The following is an 18,294-nucleotide window of genomic DNA, read 5'->3' as shown; positions in this document are numbered from 1 at the left end:
AAACGCCGGGGCTCATATGTGCCCCGAGCTCATCGAAGGATTTTCTAATCCGTTTGAATTTCGTTATCACGGTTTATGGCTTATCGGCTTCGGTAAAATTCAGCCAATAAAAAACCGCCATATGGCGGTTTTTTATTGGCTGCGAAAAACGGGTTACAGCTTAGCGTCGGCTCTGAGGATTTCAGCCTTATCGGTGCGCTCCCATGGGAACTCATCACGACCGAAGTGACCATATGCAGCCGTTGCCTGGTAGATAGGGCGAGCCAGATCTAACATCTCTGTCAGGCCGTATGGGCGCAGGTCGAAATGCTGACGAACGAGGGCGATCAACACCTCTTCAGACACCTTGCCGGTACCGAATGTTTCGATACTGATTGAGGTTGGCTCGGCAACGCCGATGGCGTAAGAGACCTGAAGCTCACAACGATCGGCAAGACCGGCTGCAACGATGTTCTTCGCTACATAACGGGCCGCATATGCCGCACTACGGTCGACCTTAGAGGGATCTTTACCGGAGAAAGCGCCGCCGCCGTGACGAGCCATGCCGCCGTAGGTGTCAACGATGATCTTACGACCCGTAAGACCACAGTCACCCATAGGGCCACCGATGACGAAACGACCGGTTGGGTTAATAAAGTACTTGGTCTCTTTGTTCAACCACTGTGAAGGAAGTACCGGCTTGATAATAGTTTCCATCACGCCTTCGATAAGATCTGACTGGCTAATGCTGTCACAGTGCTGAGTAGAGAGTACAATGGCGTCGATGCCAACAATCTTGTTGTTATCATAGGCAAAGGTTACCTGGCTCTTTGCATCGGGGCGTAACCAAGGCAGTATCTTATGTTTACGAACCTCAGATTGACGCTTAACCAGTGCATGAGCATAGGTAATAGGTGCTGGCATCAGCACGTCCGTTTCGTTGTTGGCGTAACCAAACATAAGACCCTGGTCACCGGCACCCTGTGCCTTTGGATCGGCGCGGTCAACCCCTTGGTTGATATCAGGTGACTGCTTACCTATGGCATTTAATACCGCACAAGAGTCGGCGTCGAAGCCCATATCTGAGTGAGTGTAGCCAATTTCACGAACCGTCTTACGGGTGATCTCTTCGATATCAACCCAGGCTGAAGTAGTGACTTCACCTCCAACCATGACCATGCCGGTCTTTACATATGTCTCACACGCAACACGAGCTTTTGGATCTTGCTCTAGGATTGCGTCTAGTACCGCATCAGAAATCTGATCGGCGATTTTATCAGGATGACCTTCTGAGACCGACTCAGAGGTAAACAAGTGCTTTGCCATGGTGGTAAATCTCGTCGTTAAACAATATGAAGTGTGTAGAAGTATCTACATCTAGACGGCTATTTTAGTTGAAAACAGATCGGATGACACCCTTTTCACCGAATTTTGTGGAGTAAGACTCAGTATTTCTACCGTAAGCTCAGGAAAATATAGATAATTAATTTTCTTATCATCTTGTTATTTCTGTCATTGTTTACTTTTTAGCTGTGATAATGCTCATTAATAGCTTTGTTTCATATTCAATATTCAATTTCCCCGGTGGCAGACAGGGATAAATTTTTCTCAGTTAGGTGCGAAATTATAGGTAACAGACTGTTGTTACAGTATTTAGTTGAGTGAGATTTTTGTGCTGGTGGGCGAATAATGCGCTGAATGTCTTAGATATAAGCGAATTTTAATTGCGTCCTACTGCCTAGTAGGGGAAAATATGCCTCCACAATTGCCCGCAACCCCCCAATAATAAGCAGGAGAGAGCATGTCATCTCGTAAAGAACTCGCAAACGCTATCCGCGCATTAACCATGGATGCCGTTCAAAAAGCCAATTCTGGTCACCCAGGTGCACCAATGGGGATGGCGGATATTGCTGAAGTGCTATGGAACGATTTCCTTAAGCACAACCCAAATAACCCACAATGGGTTGACCGCGACCGCTTCATCTTATCTAACGGCCACGGTTCTATGCTTATCTACTCTTTGCTTCACCTTACGGGTTATGCATTGCCGATGGAAGAGCTACAGAACTTCCGTCAGTTGCACTCTAAGACCCCAGGCCACCCGGAATATGGCTATACGCCAGGTGTTGAGACAACTACCGGCCCATTAGGAGCTGGTATCAGCAACGCCGTAGGTATGGCTATCGCCGAGAAGACGTTGGCGGCTCAGTTTAACCGCCCAGGCCATGACATAGTGGATCACTTCACTTACTGCTTCCTTGGTGATGGCTGTTTGATGGAGGGGATCTCTCACGAAGCCTGTTCACTGGCTGGTACACTGGGTCTGGGTAAGCTGGTTGCTTTCTGGGATGACAACGGTATCTCTATCGACGGTCATGTAGAAGGCTGGTTTACCGATGATACGCCTAAGCGTTTCGAATCTTACGGCTGGCATGTTATTGCTGACGTCGATGGTCACGATAGCGATGCTATCCGTGCGGCCATCGAAGAAGCTAAGTCTGTTACCGATAAGCCATCGATGATCTGCTGTAAGACAACGATTGGTTTTGGCTCACCAAACAAGTCCGGTAGCCACGATTGTCACGGCGCGCCACTGGGCGATGCTGAAATCGCTGCAGCACGTGAGTTCCTGGGCTGGGAGCATGGTGCGTTTGAAATCCCGGAGAACGTTTATAAGGGATGGGATGCAAAAGATATCGGCGCGAGCAGAGAGTCTGCCTGGAACGACAAGCTAGCCGCATATAAGGCTGAATACCCAGAGCTGGCAAGTGAATATGAGCGCCGTGTAATCACCGGCGAGCTGCCTGCCGACTTCGAAGAGAAGGCGCAGGCTTTCATTCAAGAGTGTCAGGATAAAGCGGAAGGCATTGCCAGCCGTAAAGCATCACAAAATGCTATCGCCGCTTTTGGTGCTATCTTACCTGAAATGTTAGGTGGCAGCGCCGATTTAGCGGGCTCTAACCTGACTCTTTGGTCTGGTTCTAAAGGTATTCAGGACGATGCTGCGGGCAACTACATCTACTACGGTGTACGTGAGTTCGGTATGAGTGGCATCATGAATGGTGTGTCTCTGCATGGTGGTTTCATCAACTTCGGTGCGACTTTCATGATGTTTATGGAATATGCCCGCAACGCGGTTCGTATGTCTGCACTTATGGGACTCCAAAACATCTTTGTGTATACCCATGATTCAATTGGTCAGGGTGAAGATGGTCCAACTCACCAACCGGTAGAGCAGTTGGCTAACCTGCGCATGACTCCTAACATGACCGTGTGGCGTCCATGTGATGCTGCTGAAACGGCGGTATCATGGAAGAATGCGATCGAGCGACGTGAAGCGCCAACTTCATTGGTATTCAGTCGTCAGGGGCTTAAGCCTCAATCACGCAGCGCTCAGCAGCTTGCGGATGTGGCTAAGGGGGGTTATGTACTATCCGATTGTGAAGGAACAGCGGATCTGATCCTTATCGCTACAGGTTCTGAAGTACAGTTAGCCCTGGACTCTGCAGCGGTACTTACCGAAGAGGGTCAGAAGGTACGCGTAGTGTCTATGCCATCGACTAATGAGTTTGACAAGCAAGATGCTGCATACAAAGAGTCTGTACTACCAAGCACTGTGACTAAGCGTGTTGCAATCGAAGCGGCTCACGTCGATTTCTGGCACAAGTATGTTGGCTTCGGCGGCGCGGTTGTCGGTATGACAACATTCGGTGAATCTGCTCCGGGCGGAGAGCTGATGAAGCACTTCGGCTTCACCGTTGAAAATGTCGTTAAAACGGTTAAAGCGCTTTAAATTTAAAATAGTTGTTTAATCAGTTTTAACTCAAGCAAAGTTGTGATGCACTTTACCTGTCAGGCTTGATAAGTAAGTGCATCCCACATTGCAGATAAAGACAGGAAAGTAGTGAGTACTTCAGACTTTAAGTCTCTATATGAAGCGCTCATGTTATAACGGCTTACCGGGATGGTAGGCCGTTGTTGTAATGATACCAATTTCATTAAGTATGTTGTCAGTTCGGAGCCACTCAGCCTTCGCAATTCAGAGCGCACTGATGAGAGAAGGCTTATTCTCTGGTCAGTCAATGTAACGAAGAAGTGCAACTACTCAGCCTCTTACCCTGGATGGCAGATATTAAAAGCCAAGGGTAAAGCCCGGTGTGCTATGTTGGATGTTTTTGATATAGAATAACTATTTTTTCGAGCATCGGCCCTGCATTCAGAGTGTTCACCTCCCGCTGAATGAATAGATATTTAATGAAATTGGTATGAAAGGATAGAGTTAGTTTAATGATCAGAGTCGCAATCAATGGATATGGCCGTATCGGTCGTTCAATTCTTCGTGCTCTCTATGAGTCGGGAAAACGCGATCAAATTCAGATAGTGGCCATCAACGAACTGGCCACACCCGAAGCCATGCTCCACCTTACTCAATACGATACGACCCACGGGCGCTTTCAATCCCGGGCTTCTCTCGATGCCGCAGGCCAGAAGATGGTTATCGGAGATGATGCCATTACGCTTTTGCATGAAAGTGACCCCAATAAGCTTCCCTGGCGGCAGATGGATATTGATATTGTTTATGAGGCCACGGGGGCACTTTCCGATAGAGAAAGCTGTGAAGCCCATGTTCATGCCGGCGCGAAGCAGGTGTTGATCAGCCATCCAAGTTCGGGGGATGTCGATGCAACCATAGTTTATGGCGTCAATCATCAACTCCTTGAGGCTAACCATACAGTTGTCTCCAATGCCTCATGTACAACTAACTGTATAGTGCCGGTCATTGAAGTACTGGATGAGCACTTTAGTGTTAAGAGCGGGGCTATCACCACGATTCACTCTGCGATGAACGATCAACAAGTTATCGATGCCTACCATGACGATTTGCGAAGGACCCGTGCCGCAGGTCAGTCAATTATTCCGGTAGATACCAAATTAGCCAGAGGGATCGAGCGTATTTTGCCGCAGATGAAAGATAAATTCGAAGCCATCTCGGTGCGGGTACCCACGATCAATGTCACAGCGATCGATCTTTCTGTGACTCTTGAATCAAGAGTTGACATTGCTCACGTAAATAGGGTGCTTTCTGATTCTTCTACAGGGCTTTATAAGGGCGTTTTAGGCTATACTAATGAGCCATTAGTATCGTGTGATTTTAACCACGACCCAAGATCCAGCATAGTCGATGGCACTCAGACCCGAGTCAGTGATGGCCACCTGGTGAAGTTGCTGCTTTGGTGCGACAACGAATGGGGTTTTGCCAACCGCATGTTAGATACCAGTTTAGAGATGATTAAGGCCAGAAGAGCCTAAGAAGGTATTTAAAATAACGGTGCCAGGAAATACAGATACGAGGAAAGCACTATAGCTTTGGTATTGTGCAGAACCTAGCACCTGGAGCCTGGAATCTGGAACCCAATTTCTACTGATGGTCGGTGTTGTGTCCCGATAGTCAGTAAACCAGTTTATATATTTTTAACTTTTGATTTATCACTTTTAACTTTAAACATTTAAGGAAATATAAAATGGCTATTATCAATATGTCAGATTTAGATCTCCAGGGTAAGCGAGTGCTTATTCGTGAGGATCTTAACGTACCTGTCAGTGACGGCGTGGTGACCAGTGATGCGCGTCTACGTGCCGCACTGCCCACTATCAAGCTTGCACTCGAGAAGGGAGCTGCCGTTATGGTTATGTCTCACCTGGGTCGCCCGACCGAAGGTGAATACAATGCCGAGTTCTCAATGCAACCTGTTGTTGACTACCTGACAAAAGCTCTGGATTGCCCTGTGCGTCTGGCGACAGATTACCTCGATGGTGTCGAAGCCAATGTGGGCGAGCTTGTTGTATTTGAAAACGTCCGCTTCAATGTAGGCGAGAAGAAGAATGACGAAGTGTTAGCTAAGAAACTAGCCGCACTTTGTGATGTTTATGTGATGGATGCTTTCGGAACGGCTCACCGTGCGCAGGCATCGACCCATGGTGTCGGTCTGCATGCTCCAGTAGCTTGTGCAGGTCCCCTGCTTGCCGGTGAGCTGGAAGCTCTGGGCAAGGCGATGGATAACCCTGCTCGTCCTTTGGTTGCCATCGTAGGTGGCTCAAAGGTATCGACTAAGCTTACCGTGCTTGAGAGCCTTTCCGGCATCGTTGACCAGCTTGTTGTCGGTGGCGGAATTGCGAATACCTTTATTGCTGCCGCCGGGCACGAAGTGGGTAAATCACTCTATGAAGCCGATCTGATTGAAGAAGCTAGGCGCCTTGTGGCTAATGCACAAAGCCGTGGTGGTGACATCCCAGTACCGACAGATGTTGTGGTTGCCGGTGAATTTAGCCCTAGCGCAAGTGCGACTCTGAAAGATGTCAGCGCTGTGACCGATGAAGATATGATTTTCGATATCGGTCCCGACAGTGCAGAGGCGTTAGCTGAAATCCTTAAGAATGCCGGAACCATAGTCTGGAACGGCCCTGTTGGTGTATTCGAGTTTGATCAGTTCGGTGAAGGTACTAAGCGTATCGCTCAGGCAATTGCAGAATCTGATGCTTTCTCGATTGCCGGTGGTGGCGATACGTTGGCCGCGGTAGATAAGTATGATATTGCCGATAAAGTTTCATATATCTCAACCGGTGGTGGTGCATTCCTCGAGTTCCTCGAAGGTAAAGAGTTGCCAGCGGTTGCTATGCTTGAGTCTCGTGGCAAATAACAAATAAAGATCAAGTAAAAAGCTGAAAAAACAATAAAAATCAGCTTGTTATCAATTAAAAATAAAAAACCGGGCTTTGACTCGTGTCGATGAACCACTTTCTAGTGAGAGTAAAGGATCTCAGATCGATTGCTCATTCATCGACATGAGCTAAAGCATATAAAAATCAATCCAAACGATAGTGACCTCGGTGATGCCAATCACCCTATTATTGGAGTAAAAAATGGCTTTAATTTCCCTACGTCAAATGCTAGATCATGCTGCAGAACATGGTTATGGTGTCCCTGCTTTTAACGTGAATAACCTCGAACAGATGCGTGCAATTATGCAAGCGGCTGAAGCGACCGATAGCCCTGTTATCGTTCAGGCTTCTGCCGGTGCCCGTAAGTATGCCCGTCCTCAGTTTCTTAAGTACCTGATGACGGCCGCACTCGAGCAGTATCCTGATATTCCTGTCTGTATTCATCAGGATCATGGTACAGATCCGGATATTTGTCAGCGTTCGATTCAGCTGGGTATGTCATCGGTGATGATGGATGGTTCATTGATGGCCGATGGTAAGACTCCTGCTTCATATGAATATAACGTCGATGTGACACGTAAGACGGTGGCATTTGCTCACGCTTGTGGTGTCTCTGTTGAGGGGGAAATCGGTTGTCTGGGTAGCCTGGAAACAGGACAGGCGGGTGAAGAGGATGGTATCGGTGCCGAAGGTACTTTGAGCATGGATCAGATGTTAACCACACCTGAAGAAGCAGCACGTTTCGTTTCCGATACCCATGTAGATGCGTTGGCTATCGCTATCGGAACCAGCCATGGTGCGTATAAGTTCAGCCGTAAACCTACCGGTGACGTACTGCGTATCGATCGTATTAAAGAGATCCACGCACGTATTCCAAACACTCACTTAGTTATGCATGGCTCTTCATCTGTACCACAAGAGTGGCTGAAGGTGATTAACGAGTATGGTGGTAACATGCCTGAAACTTATGGTGTACCTCTTGAGGAGATAGTTGAGGGGATCAAGCATGGTGTTCGCAAGGTCAATATCGATACCGACCTTCGTTTAGCCTCTACAGGCGCTGTACGTAAGTTCCTGGCTGAAAATCCAAGTGAATTTGATCCGCGTAAATTCCTTAAGGCCTCTATGGAAGCGATGGCTGATATCTGTACTACACGATACGAAGCGTTTGGCTGTGCCGGCATGGGCTCCAAGATCAAGCCTAAGTCGCTACAGGCTATGTATAAGGCTTACCAATCCGGTGAACTTGATCCGCAGATTAAGTAAATCTCCCTGTTTGAATAAGCAGTAGCCATAAATGCCCGCCCAGCGCGGGCATTTTTCTGTCATTTTTAGTTTGTTCTTCACTATCAGTGTGATAGGTAGCAGTTACAGATGAACTGTACCAAGTATTTTCAATTCTGTTTGGTGAGTGTTAATATTGCGCCGATTTTAAGGGATAGGATCTTTCGGAGTAGTATAAACATGAAAAAATTGCTTATAGCATCTGCTATTTTAATGGCTGCACCTTTTGCTGCTCATGCGGGGGCCGATTTTGTCGAGGGCGATAAGATCTTCGGCGGAGATGCTGAACTAGGTGCGACAATGACCACGGGTAACACCGAAACGACGTCGGTAAAGGGCCGCCTGGATATGAAGCATGAGCTGGGTAACTGGGAAAACCAGTATCTGCTGGAAGCTTTATATAAAGAGGATACAGGAGAAGTAACGGGTAAGCGTTACTATGGTTTAGTTCAGGCCGATTATAAGTTTGACGATAAAAGATATATGTTTGCCAACGGTAACCATGAGATCGACCCATTTACCGGTTTCGATTCCAAGTCCACGGTCTCTGCCGGTTATGGTCATAAATTTATCGACACGGGTAAGACACTATTCAGCATCGAAGTCGGTCCGGGTTTCCAGTACAAGCGTCTTGACAATGAGAGTGCGGCCGCAGCCGGATATGATTCGGAAGACAGTTGGGTTGTTCACGGCGTTGCTAACTTTGAGAAGCAGATAACCGACACCTCTAAGTTTAAGCAGATGTTTGTTGCCGACTATGGCGACAGCCTTGAGGGACGTTCGGAGACCTCTATCACTGCCAATATTATCGGTGCCCTGGCAATGAAGTTTGCCGTTATTGTTCGTTATAACAGTGAGCCGTTAGATGAGAAGAAGAGTACTGATACAGAGACTAATATGACCTTGCTTTACTCCTTCTAAGGCATATGTGAGCGCTCAGTCAGAACTATTAAGCACCTTCGGGTGCTTTTTTTGTTGTATTTTTTTGTTGAAATAGGTGTCCCAGATGTATTGGAACTGATGTTACCTGTTTACTTTTAATTAACCGCTGTAACCCTTCGTTTCTTTCTATCTATTTAATTTATAACTATTAATGTGTTCCCCGTCACGAATTTGTTTTTTGTTCATCTATAGCTTATTGCGATCACAGATTGCTGTGTTAGGAATAGCTACAATGTTTTGCCATATACTTGATTTGAGGCAGATAAATGCAAATTGGTTGCTGTTGGTTTGATATGAGTCGACAGACTTTGTCCAATCTGATTAATGACACCAGTTGGAAGATGTCTGCCGTTGAATTCTCTGTGCTGGAGATGTTGGTTAAACATAGGGGAAAGGTACTCTCCATTCAGGAGTTACTGCAGGGGATGCCCGTAGAAAACCGTAAGGTGGAGATATTAAACGAAGCCATCGAGCGGATCTGTTTCTACCTTGAGAAGCGCTATGCCTGTCTAATCGAGCGGGTCGATGATCAGGGCTATGTGTTGCACAATAAACCTTCGCTTAATACTGGTGAGTTTTCTGCGACACCATTTAAAAGCATCTCTAAGAAGCACTACAGTATATTGATTGCTCAGATCTTACTGTTGATTGTACTCATCTATTCATTTTTCGAACCTGCCGTAGATATAAAACCGGAGAATAACCAGATGCTGACGACCAGGTCAGGCAGCGTCGCCTATTTCCCCTCATTTAACTCGGTGGAACAGGAGTTGATCTACTCTGAGCAGAGCAGCCATTTTATCGGAGTCGTAGAGAGCTGCTCTGTGACTCCCTGGAGACAGATCTTCCTCTCCGTGTCATCGAATGATCCACAAACGGGGATTATCAGCATAGTGTTAAGAAATGATAATGCAGGGGAGGGGGCAATGAAGACCCTTAAGATTGTGCCGCTAGACCCACAGTGGCACTTTATTGATAAGGCCTGGTTAAAAAAAGTTGGGATCTGTGATTAATCGCTTTTCGGCTGGTTTCAGAAATGAAGTAAAAATCTGGCCACTCATAGTCACCTTTATGATGATTATCTGCTTCTGTCTGGGGCTTAACTACTACGTGATGAACGGGGAGAACCTCACAGCCTCATGTAGGGCGAATCTCTATGACGCGATTGAGAACAGGCTAACCGATGTCGTGGTTGATATCTCAACCAAGGGAAAAGAGGTTGAGCTTCAGTATCGCTTTCTCGAACAGGAGATAGAGCAGAGCAGTATCATAATGAGAGGTACACTTCTCAAGCTCGATCTCGATACCATGACCTATAGGTTAGCGCTGCAAAGTGGTGAGCTGCTCTCAAATATAATGCCTCCCAGGTTTCCCGAGCAGATGAGCAGGCTCATCGAATACACCAGAGCCGCTCCTGGTCCCTCCCCAACCTCTATTCCACTGAATATACATGTGCTGGATATGAATGCGGTTCAAGGCAACGCGGTCATTCAGTTTCAGCCTGGCAACGGGATCTGGGCCTGCGAGCTTAATTAAGAACTGCCGTATCTTAAGTCAAACACACTTTCTTAAATACCTGACCCGTTTTCTTGTTTAAAGCTTTCTCAGCCTCCCTCATTGTATCGTTATCTTGATAGTCTCAGGAGGACTTGAGGTGGTCCGGGATTAAAGAATGTGTCGATACCATCCTGTTTAATATGCATTTTTCACCCATTAGTCATCAGCAGCTTGCCATAGGAGGCCTATGGGCTCATGATGTTTCTCGAAGCTCGAAGCTCGAAGCTCGAAGCTCGAAGCTCGAAGCTCGAAGCTCGAAGCTCGAAGCTCGGTGTTAGTTCTTTTAGTTATTGACCGCCTGTAGTGAGTTACCAGAGATGACTCTGCATCTTCTTTTTACCAATACGGCATCGAGGTGGAGTCTGAAGAACTATTGAGGGATATGTGTGAAAGCGATTAGACAGGGTATAGGGGAGACAAAAAAAGGAGAGGAGTAACCTCTCCGAAGTGGGGACGATAGCAATTTAATTAATATTTCGCCGATTCGATGAAGATGAAGGGCGGCTAACGCTTAGCGATGGGTCGCTGCTTTACACTGAACAAGGTGATGGACCCAGGCTCGCAGTGGCGACAAACACACAAGTTGTGTAAAGCAGCTATCATCGGTGGAACATGTTAAAACATTTTTGTTATACAGCTGGTGGTGGAAGAAGCTCCAACTCACTACTGCTCAATGCGCCTTTTATCTCGATGGCGACCTTATATTTCTTGACCGCGCCAGGCGTTGCACCGCTATCCCAGTCCAGTCCCGGAGCCTCGAAGGTATAAGTACCCTTAGTCTCTGTTTCAGTCAGCAAGCCTTCGCACTCATTGGCTTCGCTGTCACACTGATAAGACTTACTCAGGTGCCAACGTTTCCATGCCTTAGGCTTAGATGACTTTTCATCACGGTCAGGGAAACCAAAGTAGACGATTCGGTAGTCTTTAGCGTTAGTGATAGCCATCTCGTCGGCATCGCTGAGGCTAAAGGTTAAGGCGCCGCTGACACCATCGAAAGTCGCTAATTTAAGTCCAATAGTTGCAGCCTCATTAACGTCAATCGTTGTTACTGGCGGCTCTACCGGCGGCTCTACAGGTTTTGTATCGTTATCATTATCGTCACTGCCACAACCTGTGGTCAGCAGCGCTCCGGTTAAGAGTACGCTTAGTAATTTATATTTCATGACGCGCTCCTTTAGTTGAAGTGGCCAGTGTGACAAGTTGTACATTCCATATCAGCTTGAACGCTGGCTGCTGTGCCCATAGGTGGATTAACTTTGCCGTTGGTATGACAGCTCTGACAAGCTTGTGCTTCAGCAGAAGGCTTAGCTTCAGGAAGGACGCTCAGGTCTTCACCGGCATAGGCGCGGTTCAATAGCTCAACAAGGTGATAGGCGATAGAAGCCGACAGACGCTTACAGCGCTCACCCTTCTGGGCGAATGTCTTGCCTGATGCCTTAGACCAGTTACTGATTGATGAGTGACAGAGGATGCTGTTTGCTACAGATGAGGTGACAACTTCATCTGTTGTCTTTTCAGGAGTAGAGCCGATACCTGCGACGAACTCAGCAGATGATAGCGGAAGTTCTGTATTTTCATAGTATCTGAAGGTAGAACCGATAACTGCAGCGTTTTGGCCATTAAGGTCATCGAGAATGTTTACCAGCATGCCGGTTGCGTTGATGTTACCACAGACCGTACCCTGGCCGATGATACCTGCCCAGCCATATCCGGCCAGTGCAGTTGGAATAGAAGCGAACTTGGCTGCATCGGCACTATCAGATTGAGCCAACATGGTGATAAGAGAGTGGAAAACCTGATGCATACAGCCGCCAGGAGTTTCATAGGCCAGTTTAGCCGTTGCCATAGCATCGAGTGGCACATACTTGAGTTTCTCGCCCAGCTCTAACTTATAGTTTCCGGCTTCATCTGTTGCCGCGAAAGCTGAAGTACCTACAAGGGTCGCACCTGCGGCCGCTGTGCTGATACCGATGATTTGGGTTAATGCTTGTCGTCTGTTAATAGTCATAATCATTCCTTACTGAATAAGCGTTATTTTTGTATTACTAACTAAAAGTGGCTTGGCCTGGGTTGACTTCGCCGCCGTTTGACTTGAGTTCAGTTTGGGCCGTCTGGTTTATAAATAGTGTGATCTTCGGCAGATGAATATTGGGATTGATTAGAAAAATCTTTTGAATCGAATGAGAGAGGAGATAATGCAATTTACAGATTAAGGCTGCTTGTTAACATCGGTTTTACAGTATTGAAACAGACGTGGGTCACCTTATTTGTTAAATTCATGTTAATTTGCGGGTTATGAAGATAGACTGAGAATCTTATTCATCTCTTCAACAGTGTGATTTCGTTCGCAAAATTATCATCATCATGCCGCTAAGTGTATATTTTTTAGCGCACTTTTATAGGAGACAGGGGCGATCACAGAAATTATTAGTTTTATTGAATATGATTTAGTTGTTATCTGTTAAGGGATCGAGATATATGCAATTGGGCAGTTGTCAGTTTGATATTGAGCGAGCGCAACTAAAAAATCTGGAAAATGGCGAAGTGTGGCAGCTCCCCAGGGCCGAGTTACAAGTACTTACGTTACTTATCGCCAATCGTAACAGGATTGTTGCGAAGCAGAAGTTAGGTGCTGCCGACGAAGAGCACCCCCCTTTGAGTGACTCCTCGGTGACTCGTGCCGTGTTTATGTTGCGCTCTTTTCTGGGACCGGAACATGAGCAGTTGATAGAAACTGTGAAGAGCAAGGGTTATCGATTACGGGGCGAAGCTAAGCCTACCCAATGGGCCGAGGTAGCTAAGATTAAGCGCTGGCTTATTGTTGGCTTGATGCTGGTTTGTATTGCTCTGACTATAGGGCTGCTTACCCAGTTTTCCAAGTGTGGTTCGAGTACTGAGCCATACAGTGTCACGCCGCTGACCTTGCTGTCAGGCCAACAGATTAAGTTGATCAGTTACTCAAAGTCCAAGACAAATAATGAATCGCTGATGAATGTGATCACGCAATTCTCTGCCGGGTTCAAGGGCTGCTACTCTGCGCCTTGGCAAGATATCTATCTCTCCCTGTCTCATGATGAGCAGGTATTTAATATCACCATGAAGGGGGAGAAGTTAGGTCAGTCTGTGGTCAGAAATCTTAAATTATCTGATTTCCGCCAACAGAAACAATTTATCTCTGAAGCTTGGTTAGATGAGGTGGCGCTTTGTGAATAGGAAATTACTCTGGGGAGTCAACTCAGTCATACTGGTCTTACTATTGATCAGTTTCTCTATTAGCTATCGCTATCTCAACCCCGGCGAGACCCTGATGCTCAATTGTAGCTCCGAACTGTTCGACAGACATAAGGGAGATAGTGGTAAGGGGCGTCATTACCTGCTGGTCGATGTCATAGCTAAGGGCAAGCAGGCGCAATTTAACTATCGTTACTTCAACTTAGATGGCAGCCCGGCGGGCAATATCCGCATGAAGGGCAAATTACTGAATTACGACAGCGAGGCGCAGAAGTACTCTTTCTCCGTTAAGACAAAGGAGGAGTCTGAGGTAGATGATGATCAGAAACAGCCTGAGCATATGCAGTACCTCTCTTATGTCAGCTCCTTTAACCTGGATAATAAGGGGATGCACAACCTCAGTATCGAAACCTTAGATCTGGATGAGCAGAAAGATTACGCTATTGTACTGTTTCAGCCGAGCAATACGGTCTGTGGTTGTCGGCTCGTGCATTAGTGAGCCCGATACAAGACTGTTGCGAGTTGAGCCTGTCTGAGGTCTGCTTGAATGGCCCACGAAAGGCTCAGCTGTTCCTGTTGTTTTAAGCTGTCGACACTTACAAACCTACAAGATCAACAGGTCCTTATAGGCTATAATAAAAGTCATAGATAACAATACCCAACCAATTTTAAGATACGGGATCCAGCATGCCGGGAAGTGACAGAATTCACGGCGGTAAATTGCTCCAGCATAAACCAGCTTTCCACCTTCCGGAGTGGCCTGCATGAAATATTTGGACTAGATATTCTAATTCGATATTTCTTCTTATAAATATTGAGCGCAGAGATGTTGCTTCTCGCCTTGCCCCACGGTAAAGCTGAAATGAACGCCTAGTGGGAGTTTGGGTATATTGATTTAATATTCTAAATATTTCAGGAGTTCAGTGGCTAAAATTCGAGTCAAACAGGAAGAATCCCTCTCAATAAAGTTTATCCATCAGATGAAGGTGGGGGCTAACCGACGTCTGGATCTCTACTTCTTTCTCCCTAAAGAGATGGGGATCGGACCACACAGCCTCAATGAGGAGGAGTATTATCACTCAGCGATCACCGGTCGTCGTTCATATTACTCAACGGCCATACATCTGCCTCTGGTACAGAGCCGCTTCGCGAGTCAGAAGAAACGTACGGTCGAGGAGTTTCGTCTCTATCTGAATCTATTTGCATATCAGTTTGCGGTCGCCATCGAAACCGACAGTAAAGAGCTGGGGCAGATAGAGGATGTTGAGGAGTTCTATTCAGCGCTCAATGATCTCAATAAGCTGGTTATTCAACTGTTGAAGAAGTTCAGGCGTAATGAGCCCAGCGATCCTAAGTGGAAGTCTTACTTTGAAAATGCCGATAACTACCTCTCCTGGTTCTGTGAGCAGCGGCTGCTGAAGCTGTTATCGCGGGCGCCAAGAAGCAGTGAATATAGCGAAATTGTAGATAATGTCATTGGCCTGTGTCGCGCAGAGAGCAAGCACAGAGAGTCGAAGCGATATAACTCTCAGCATACCGTAGAAGATCCCAATCGTATCTCAAATAAGATGTTGCTTCTCAGACGCTTAATTCAGCAGGGGGTAGTATTAAAAGATGAGTTCAAGGTGTTAGGCACGGGGTTGAAGAAGGTGACGACAGGCTTCGCCACCGCCATGGTGATGCTGGTGGTTTCCGCCCTGATTATCAAGGCGCAGGGGGTGTTCAGCGGTCTTACTATTGCACTGGTTCTGACGCTGGCGGTTATCTATGGATTCAGGGAAATTTTTAAGGAAGATATACGTAATGCCCTATGGCGGGTGATTCAGAAGGGGCGGCCTAAATGGAGCCGCATTCTCAGGGATACCACCAGTCAGGCTCCGATAGCCAAGCAACTTGTCTGGATGGATTTTATGAAATCTGCTGAGTTGCCAGCTAAGGTTTCTGAGATCCTGAAGCGGCGTCATAGCCAGAATAAGCTTGATGCCGAAGTGTTACATTACGGTATACATACCAGAGTGACTCAGAAAGATTTCTTAGCAGGTTACACCACCATTCAGGAACAGGTTAACTTCAGCCTGGCACCGTTTGCGCGATATCTGGAGCGGGGCAAAGCCAAGATATATAAGGAGCAGGATGGCAAGATCAGCAATGATTCCGTGGAGCGAAGGTATCAGATAAATATGATTCTGGCCCTGAGGGATGACAAGGATGAGGTTCAATATGCCCGTTACAAGATCACCATGAACCGCTCGACCATAGTCGATGTGAGTCAAAGTGATCTTCCCGACGGGATAGAGGAGATAGATTAAAGAGCTCCTGGTAACTAAAAGCTAGGAGCCAGGAGCCAGGAGCCAGGAATCAACTCAACCGGGTAAATGCCTGGCAGATCTTCTGCTCGCCGGTCTGTTTGGCGCGCTTGAGTGCAACCTCGGCATTACTCAGGTACTGCTCCAGGCTCTGGTTATCCTGATAGGCTGCGATACCCATGCAGATGCCTTCGCCTAACCCCATGTCGTTGAGGCTGGCCATAGATTTTATGGCGAAGTGATGGGCATTATCGGCGTCGGTATCCGGCAATATAATAATGAGCTTGCCCAGCTGCCAATGAGACATCTGATATCCTGCGGGGAGTTCCCGAAGCAGCTGGATCTCTACCTCTTTCTGTCTGTTTTCCAGTTGACCGATATCACTCATATGGCTGAGCATACTCTCGGCCGTGATATCTATCAGCAGCAGGCTGGAGTTCTCTCTGCTGTATTGGCTGAGAGACTTGAAGTAGCTGTCAAGATCTCTCAGGTTGACCAGAATCGTGGTGCGGTGGGGAACGAAGTCGCCGCTGTCGTGTATGCTGTTTTTGGGCGTCGCCTGCTCGAAGGTGCAGACGATATATTCGATATCGCCGGAGGAGTCCAGGTTGCCCTTGAGTGTGGCTTTCAAGCAGGCGCTCTCTGCACTGCCGGGGGAGCAGAGCACCTGCCCCTTCCAGCTTCCCTGAAGGATGATCTGTTGTAAAATTTGCGACCATTTATTGCCAAGGTTGGGATCTAATATCTCTGTCAGCTTCTTGCTGGCACACTCATTGAGTTGTATCTGTTCGGCAAATGCCGTGTTGGTTCTGAGCAGGGTACCGTCGGCCTTAATCAATGCCGTAGGGACGGCCGTATCATTGAGGATCTGATTGACATGGGCATCATGTTGAGCTTTTTTCAGCTCGGTCACATCTTCAAACGTGATCAACAGGTATGGATCATGTTTACCGGATCTTTGCTGCGTCTTGATATGTGCTATCAGTTTAGCCTGACTATCCGAGCCTGCATCGAACTCACCCCTCCACTCACTTTCCTGCTGCAGCTGCTCCATAATTTGAGCATAATCTTCATCCTCTAGGTGCAGGATGCGCTGTAAGCTTCGATCAAGCAGTTCGTCGTTGGGGAGGGCTAACAGTTCAGCCGCCATCTGGTTGGCCGAAATAACCCGCTTGTTATCATTGACTATGATACAGCCCAGATCACGGTGAAACAGGCGGTTTGCCAGTTCGATGCTGTACTCTCTCGAACGCTGTTCCAGACGGTAAGAGTGGCTGAGTATTATCAGCATAGAAGCGAGAAAGGTAAGAACTGTCGCGCCACCTATGAGGATGCTTCTCCATTGGGAAAAGTTAGCCGCGATATCGTCGTTACGAACATATGAGACGAGAAAATACTCTCTTCGGGTCTCATATTGGGTCGTGAGTTCGACCTTAAGGTAAACGAAGGTGGCATTATCGCCGTGGAACTGACCGAAGTTGCTCATGGCCATCTTGCGCCAAAGCGCCGGGTAGCTCTGTTTCAGGCTGCCGCCCATGGTGTCGGGCACCCGCTTCAAGGATGGACGTGAGTCCGCTCCGGCATAAACCAGTCCTTGGGTATCGAGCATCAGCAGAGGAGATTCTGAGCTGGAGTAGGCCGGCTTGATGCTCTTGAGCATTTTTGACATAGAGTTATAGGTGACCAGGTAGCCTCTGATGCTCTGATCCGGATTCTCCAGCCAGGCGAGCTGATACAGATAGGGTTCAAGCTTGCCGTTTATCGGGCTGAACTCCAGAGGAGAGGTATAGATCTCATTTCCTCCCATGTTTCGTGAACCACCGAGCAGAGAGGGGGGAAGGGGCTCGTGCCCAAAGTCATCGCTGGTGGCGAACTTAAAATTACCCTGGGGATCAAACAGGGCGATATCGAGTAGCTCCGGAATATTCTTGGTGATCACCGCCCAGTTGTCCTCTAGTTTCTCCTGCCTCTCCTTGTTGGGAATATTCAGGTAGCGGTTGAGCAGTTCAGATTTAGCAAACATCTGGGTACGAAACTGTTGAAATGAGACCTTGTCGGCGATCAGGGTGCCTACAGCCTGAAGTTCACTGTATCTCTGTGTCGCCCAGTCCTCCTGTAGCCTGCGTTCGCCAAGGGTGATGATCACATTGCTGAGTAAAACAACACTGAGTAGCAGCAGACACAACTGGGCGCCAACAGATATTAATCGTTGATTAGACCAGTGGATCCCTTGAGCGGCGATAAGTAGAGGTTGTTTTTGCGTCAGCATTCAGAG

Annotated in this window: 14 protein-coding genes; 10 read left to right on the top strand and 4 right to left on the bottom strand. The window is 47.4% G+C overall.

Annotated elements, in window-relative coordinates; all coding sequences use genetic code 11:
- Nucleotides 1-153 precede the first annotated feature (153 nt).
- Nucleotides 154-1,305, bottom strand: coding sequence for a methionine adenosyltransferase (gene metK, locus Q1B47_RS16910; protein ID WP_299796114.1), 1,152 nt, complete (start codon nt 1,303-1,305; stop codon nt 154-156).
- A gap of 475 nt (nt 1,306-1,780) precedes the next feature.
- On the opposite strand from metK, the gene tkt reads away from it, so the two are divergent.
- The 7 genes from tkt (at nt 1,781) to Q1B47_RS16875 (ending at nt 10,461) form a co-directional block, all read left to right on the top strand.
- Nucleotides 1,781-3,772, top strand: coding sequence for a transketolase (tkt, locus tag Q1B47_RS16905; protein ID WP_299796111.1), 1,992 nt, complete (start codon nt 1,781-1,783; stop codon nt 3,770-3,772).
- 494 nt (nt 3,773-4,266) lie between these two features.
- Nucleotides 4,267-5,289: an erythrose-4-phosphate dehydrogenase gene (gene epd, locus Q1B47_RS16900; protein ID WP_299796108.1), complete on the top strand. Its 1,023-nt coding sequence runs from the start codon at nt 4,267-4,269 to the stop codon at nt 5,287-5,289.
- 212 nt (nt 5,290-5,501) lie between these two features.
- The gene (locus Q1B47_RS16895) at nt 5,502-6,677 is read left to right on the top strand and encodes a phosphoglycerate kinase (RefSeq protein ID WP_299796105.1); all 1,176 of its coding nucleotides are present in this window, start codon (nt 5,502-5,504) and stop codon (nt 6,675-6,677) included.
- A gap of 223 nt (nt 6,678-6,900) precedes the next feature.
- On the top strand, nt 6,901-7,965 hold the full coding sequence (gene fba, locus Q1B47_RS16890) for a class II fructose-bisphosphate aldolase (protein ID WP_299796101.1): 1,065 nt from the start codon (nt 6,901-6,903) through the stop codon (nt 7,963-7,965).
- Nucleotides 7,966-8,163: 198 nt separating this feature from the next.
- Nucleotides 8,164-8,904 carry a YdiY family protein gene (locus tag Q1B47_RS16885; protein WP_299796099.1) on the top strand — a complete coding sequence of 247 codons (741 nt, stop codon included), beginning with the start codon at nt 8,164-8,166 and terminating at the stop codon, nt 8,902-8,904.
- Between the two features lie 314 nt (nt 8,905-9,218).
- On the top strand, nt 9,219-9,938 hold the full coding sequence (locus Q1B47_RS16880) for a helix-turn-helix domain-containing protein (protein WP_299796096.1): 720 nt from the start codon (nt 9,219-9,221) through the stop codon (nt 9,936-9,938).
- Complete coding sequence (locus Q1B47_RS16875) at nt 9,931-10,461, top strand: hypothetical protein (RefSeq protein ID WP_299796093.1); 531 nt, start codon at nt 9,931-9,933, stop codon at nt 10,459-10,461. Before Q1B47_RS16880 ends, Q1B47_RS16875 begins: the two co-directional genes overlap by 8 nt.
- Before the next feature lie 650 nt (nt 10,462-11,111).
- Here the strand turns inward: Q1B47_RS16875 and Q1B47_RS16870 are convergent.
- A complete protein-coding gene (locus tag Q1B47_RS16870) occupies nt 11,112-11,645 on the bottom strand; it encodes a hypothetical protein (RefSeq protein WP_299796090.1) in 534 nt (177 codons plus the stop codon).
- Nucleotides 11,646-11,656: 11 nt separating this feature from the next.
- Nucleotides 11,657-12,490 carry a cytochrome C gene (locus tag Q1B47_RS16865; protein WP_299796087.1) on the bottom strand — a complete coding sequence of 278 codons (834 nt, stop codon included), beginning with the start codon at nt 12,488-12,490 and terminating at the stop codon, nt 11,657-11,659.
- A gap of 470 nt (nt 12,491-12,960) precedes the next feature.
- Between Q1B47_RS16865 and Q1B47_RS16860 the strand changes: the two genes are divergently transcribed.
- The 3 genes from Q1B47_RS16860 (at nt 12,961) to Q1B47_RS16850 (ending at nt 16,022) form a co-directional block, all read left to right on the top strand.
- Nucleotides 12,961-13,695: a helix-turn-helix domain-containing protein gene (locus Q1B47_RS16860; RefSeq protein WP_299796085.1), complete on the top strand. Its 735-nt coding sequence runs from the start codon at nt 12,961-12,963 to the stop codon at nt 13,693-13,695.
- Nucleotides 13,688-14,209 (top strand): hypothetical protein, encoded by a 522-nt coding sequence (locus Q1B47_RS16855; protein WP_299796082.1) that lies wholly within the window; start codon nt 13,688-13,690, stop codon nt 14,207-14,209. The genes Q1B47_RS16860 and Q1B47_RS16855 overlap by 8 nt, the downstream gene beginning before the upstream one ends.
- 427 nt (nt 14,210-14,636) lie before the next feature.
- Nucleotides 14,637-16,022, top strand: coding sequence for a hypothetical protein (locus Q1B47_RS16850; protein WP_299796080.1), 1,386 nt, complete (start codon nt 14,637-14,639; stop codon nt 16,020-16,022).
- 49 nt (nt 16,023-16,071) lie between these two features.
- Here Q1B47_RS16850 and Q1B47_RS16845 read toward each other — a convergent pair whose 3' ends face one another.
- Nucleotides 16,072-18,288 carry a PAS domain-containing protein gene (locus tag Q1B47_RS16845; protein WP_299796077.1) on the bottom strand — a complete coding sequence of 739 codons (2,217 nt, stop codon included), beginning with the start codon at nt 18,286-18,288 and terminating at the stop codon, nt 16,072-16,074.
- Between the last annotated feature and the right edge of the window lie 6 nt (nt 18,289-18,294).

The organism is uncultured Shewanella sp. (assembly GCF_947501225.1).
GTDB lineage: Bacteria > Pseudomonadota > Gammaproteobacteria > Enterobacterales > Shewanellaceae > Shewanella.
Note: the sequence above shows the minus strand (reverse complement) of the source record. Positions and strands in the feature narration are given on the sequence as shown.